The sequence below is a fragment of the Pseudoalteromonas sp. SG43-6 genome (assembly GCF_014164365.1).
Lineage (GTDB): Bacteria > Pseudomonadota > Gammaproteobacteria > Enterobacterales > Alteromonadaceae > Pseudoalteromonas > Pseudoalteromonas rhizosphaerae.
Map to the genome: position 1 here is coordinate 1 of NZ_JACJEZ010000105.1, position 4,326 is coordinate 4,326.

At 41.0% G+C, this 4,326-nt stretch carries 5 protein-coding genes; all 5 read right to left on the reverse strand.

Translation table 11 applies throughout. The features are described 5' to 3' along the window. Positions 1–85 precede the first annotated feature (85 nt). The 5 genes from H5201_RS22100 to petA all read right to left on the reverse strand — a co-directional run bounded on the left by H5201_RS22100 (position 86) and on the right by petA (position 3,827). Positions 86–526 carry a ClpXP protease specificity-enhancing factor gene (locus tag H5201_RS22100; RefSeq protein ID WP_145236812.1) on the reverse strand — a complete coding sequence of 147 codons (441 nt, stop codon included), beginning with the start codon at positions 524–526 and terminating at the stop codon, positions 86–88. Beyond that, the gene (gene sspA / locus H5201_RS22105; RefSeq protein WP_064667929.1) at positions 526–1,152 is read right to left on the reverse strand and encodes a stringent starvation protein SspA; all 627 of its coding nucleotides are present in this window, start codon (positions 1,150–1,152) and stop codon (positions 526–528) included. Before sspA ends, H5201_RS22100 begins: the two co-directional genes overlap by 1 nt. A gap of 79 nt (positions 1,153–1,231) precedes the next feature. Continuing rightward, positions 1,232–1,975, reverse strand: a complete 744-nt coding sequence (locus tag H5201_RS22110) for a cytochrome c1 (protein WP_182719666.1) — start codon at positions 1,973–1,975, stop codon at positions 1,232–1,234. Next, the gene (locus H5201_RS22115) at positions 1,972–3,237 is read right to left on the reverse strand and encodes a cytochrome b N-terminal domain-containing protein (protein ID WP_149980603.1); all 1,266 of its coding nucleotides are present in this window, start codon (positions 3,235–3,237) and stop codon (positions 1,972–1,974) included. Before H5201_RS22115 ends, H5201_RS22110 begins: the two co-directional genes overlap by 4 nt. Then, positions 3,237–3,827 carry a ubiquinol-cytochrome c reductase iron-sulfur subunit gene (petA, locus tag H5201_RS22120; RefSeq protein WP_182719667.1) on the reverse strand — a complete coding sequence of 197 codons (591 nt, stop codon included), beginning with the start codon at positions 3,825–3,827 and terminating at the stop codon, positions 3,237–3,239. The genes H5201_RS22115 and petA overlap by 1 nt, the downstream gene beginning before the upstream one ends. Positions 3,828–4,326: the final 499 nt, after the last annotated feature.

The following is a 4,326-nucleotide window of genomic DNA, read 5'->3' on the forward strand; positions in this document are numbered from 1 at the left end:
TACCTTTTACCTTTTACCTTCAGTCTACTTTTATACAGGCATAAAAAAACCGCTTAATCAGCGGTTTTTATCAAACAATTACATATTACTTAATAACACGTAAGTGTGAGCCTTTTTTCTTTTCAGGCTTAGAAGGAGCTGGCTCGTCAGGTAATAATTCATCTGCGATATCAACACTTTCTAACTCAGCTGCAAACTCGTCTTCATCTTCTAAAAACTCATCTGCAGTAAACACAGTGCCTTCACCGTTTTCGCGGGCATAGATAGCAAGCACGGCACCAATTGGCACGTATACTTGCATTGGCTGACCACCAAAGCGGGCACTAAAGCTTAACTGCTGATTATCCATTGAGAATTGTGTGACAGCTGATGGGCTAATATTCAACACAATTTGTCCATCTTGAACAAACTGTGTTGGTATTTGCACGGCTGGAAAATCAGCATTAACCACTAAATGCGGTGTACACTGATTATCAACAATCCAATCAAAGAAAGCACGAAGTAAATAAGGACGATTAGGCGTCATTACAAACGGATCTCGCGCTCAGTTTCAGTAAGAGAAGCTTGGAATGATTCACGCTCAAATAAACGGATCATATATTCTTTCATCTCTTTAGAACCTGCACCAGTTAGCTCAATACCAAGCTCTGGTAAACGCCATAGTAATGGTGCTAAGTAACAATCAACTAAACTAAACTCTTCACTCATAAAGTAAGGAGCTTCAGTAAAGATTGCTGAAACAGCAAGTAAAGCTTCTGTTAGTTCTTTACGCGCTTGCGCTGATTCAGCGCCATTAGCATAAATTTTAGCAGCAAGGCTGTACCAATCTGTGTCGATGCGATGCATCATTAAACGGCTGCGGCCACGCATTACCGGATAAACAGGCATTAGTGGAGGGTGAGGAAAACGTTCATCAAGGTATTCCATGATGATGTTTGCCTGATATAAACCAAGCTCACGGTCAATCAGTGTTGGCACTGTACCGTAAGGGTTAATTTCATGAAGTGCTTCTGGCAGGTTGTCCTTTTCGGCCAGATGAATATCTACACTTACGCCTTTTTCAGCAAGTACAATGCGTACTTGATGGCTATACATACAGTTAGCACCAGAAAAAAGGGTCATTACAGGGCGCTTATTGGCAGCTACGGCCATGCCTACCTCCATTAAATAACAAAAACAGCAAAAGGGGCTTAAGCCCCTATTGCAAAATTACCTTTAAATATGTTCAAAATTAATGAACATCTCTCCAGTATTCTTTCTTCAACATGAATGCCAAGATAAATAGGATAACTAAGAATCCGATAACCTTGATACCTAACGCTTCTGATTCAAGACGTGAAGGTTCACCCACGTACTCAAGGAAGTTAGTTAAGTCACGAGCCGCTTGATCGTACTCGTCTACACTCATTTCGCCAGTCCCATCTGTTTCAGTACCAATAACTTTAGTCACAGTGTGACCATGTTCTTCGACTTCTTCAGTAATAGGCGTTGGTAAACCTTGCAGTTCTTGCAAAACGTGAGGCATACCTACCGATGGGAAAACAATATTGTTAACTCCAAACGGACGAGATTCATCTTTATAAAATGACTTTAAGTACGTGTAAATATAATCCGGAGATTTTACACGTGCAATTAGAGTTAGATCCGGCGGAGCCGCACCAAACCATTTTGCTGCATCATCTTTAGTAATTGCGTTAGTGATATGGCTACCAACTTTTGAACCGTCAAAAATTAACTGCTCAAGGCCAACGGCTGTTGGAATACCGATATCACGGAAAGTACGCTCATAACGCTGATACTGCATTTGGTGACAACCAAGACAGTAGTTCATGAACAACTTTGCACCACGTTGCAACGAAGGCTGATCAGTTAGGTCATTACCGGCTTCCATTAATGGAACCGATGGACCTGCCGCCATTGCCGGCAATACGTTTATTGATAAAGCAAATAAACCGATAATTAGCTTTTTCATCATTTCGTTAACCTCTCTGGCAATGGCTTAGTTTTTTCATTCTTACTGTATACAAACAACAGTACGAAGAACATAAAGTAAGTCACAGTACAGATTTGTGAAATGATCGTCTTCATATCAGTTTGTGGAGTTGCACCCACCCAACCAAGAAGCACGAAAGTAACAACAAAACCTGCGATGTTCCATTTATGGAAGCCACAACGGTAACGAACCGATTTCACTGTGCCACGGTCAAGCCAAGGTAATAACGCCAGCACTACAATCGATGCACCCATCGCAGCAACACCAATTAGTTTATCTGGGATTGCACGTAAGATTGCATAGAATGGCGTAAAGTACCAAACTGGGAAAATATGTTCAGGTGTTTTAAGTGGGTTTGCCGCTTCAAAGTTTGGTCCTTCAAGGAAGAAACCATTCATCGCAGGCATAAAGAACACCACCCAACAAAACAAGATTAAGAAACCAACCACACCCACAATATCTTTTACTGTGTAATAAGGATGGAACGGAATCGCATCAACAATATCTTTCTTGTCAGTGTAATACTCATGGAATTTAAATTTAGGCTTATCTTCTTCAGCAACAGAGCCTTTCTTACGCTTGATCTCAACACCGTCAGGGTTATTTGAACCCACTTCGTGCAGTGCCACAATGTGTAAGAATACTAAAATTACGATAACCAATGGTAAAGCAATAACATGTAATGCAAAGAAGCGGTTAAGCGTTGCACCTGATATTACATAATCACCACGGATCCAAAGTGTTAAGTCATCACCAATAACCGGAATAGCCCCGAATAGTGAAATGATTACCTGTGCACCCCAGAATGACATTTGACCCCATGGTAATAAGTAACCCATGAATGCTTCAGCCATTAACGCTAAGAAGATAAACATACCGAATAACCACAGTAATTCACGTGGTTTTTGGTAAGAACCGTAGATCATGCCACGGAACATATGCATATATACAACGATGAAAAACGCTGATGCACCTGTTGAGTGCAAATAACGTAGTAACCAGCCGTATTCTACATCACGCATGATGTATTCTACTGAAGCGAATGCGCCCTCAGAAGACGGAACAAAGTTCATCGTTAACCAAATCCCGGTAAGAATTTGGTTTACTAGTACTAACATGGCCAATGAGCCAAAGAAATACCAGAAGTTAAAGTTTTTCGGTGCTGGATACTGTGCAATATGCATGTTCCAAACACGTGTCATTGGGATACGGTCGTCTATCCAACCAATAATTTTACCGAACATTAGGCTACCCCTTTTTCTTCGCCCACTAAAATAGTGGTATCATCAAGAAATGTGTAAGGTGGTATTTCTAAGTTTAACGGGGCAGGTACCGATTTAAATACACGGCCAGCCATATCAAATTTAGAACCGTGACATGGACAGTAGAAACCATCATCTGTTCCCTCAACCTTTTCACCAAAATTACCTTGGAAAAAGCCAGGTGAACACCCTAAATGCGTACAAATACCTACCGCGAGAAATATCTCAGGGCGTAATGAACGGAAATCATTGGTTGATGATTCTAATTGTTGTGGCTCTTGCGATTGCGGATCACGAAGTTGACCTTCGTGTTCTTTCATCTGCTCAAGCATTTTAGGGGTTCGTGATACAACCCATACAGGTTTACCACGCCACTCGACACGTATTAATTGTCCCGGCTCAAGTTTGCTGATATCTACTTCTACAGGCGCACCCGCAGATTTAGCTCGCTCACTTGGATTCCAAGACGCAATAAAAGGAACAGCAGCCCCAGCCGCACCAACACCACCTACAACAGAGGTAGCTATGGTTAAAAAGCGACGTCGGCCATTGTCTACAGGCGCATTGCTCATCCACTTATCTCCACTATGATTCTCAACACTTGCTATATTGAGAACATCAGTTACAGCAGGTTAATTTTTCGAAATTTTAAAATAGAAGCGATCATAATTAAAACCCTTGATTAAAACAAGGTTATTAACAGCCTCATGCTCGAATAATCCCGACTTTATCAACTAATTGACTAAGTTAGCTCGAGCATAGAGCCGTTTCTATGATATGACTTTTACAAAAACAATATACTGACCAAGATCAACCTCACTAAAAGGAAGCAGATAAACTGCACATGGTGCTGTTGAACTCACTCACATTACTTGCCAGACAATTGTAGCAAAAAAATTCATCAATTAACTGACTGATTTACACTTATTACGATGATTATTGAACTTTTTTTAAAGTTATACGCAGCACAGGCAGTAGCAGGTTAATTATTAGCCGCATATTTGATACGAGTTTGCTGGTTACTTATTAAAAGTGCGAGTTTGCGAGTTTGCGAGTTTGCGAGTTTGCGAG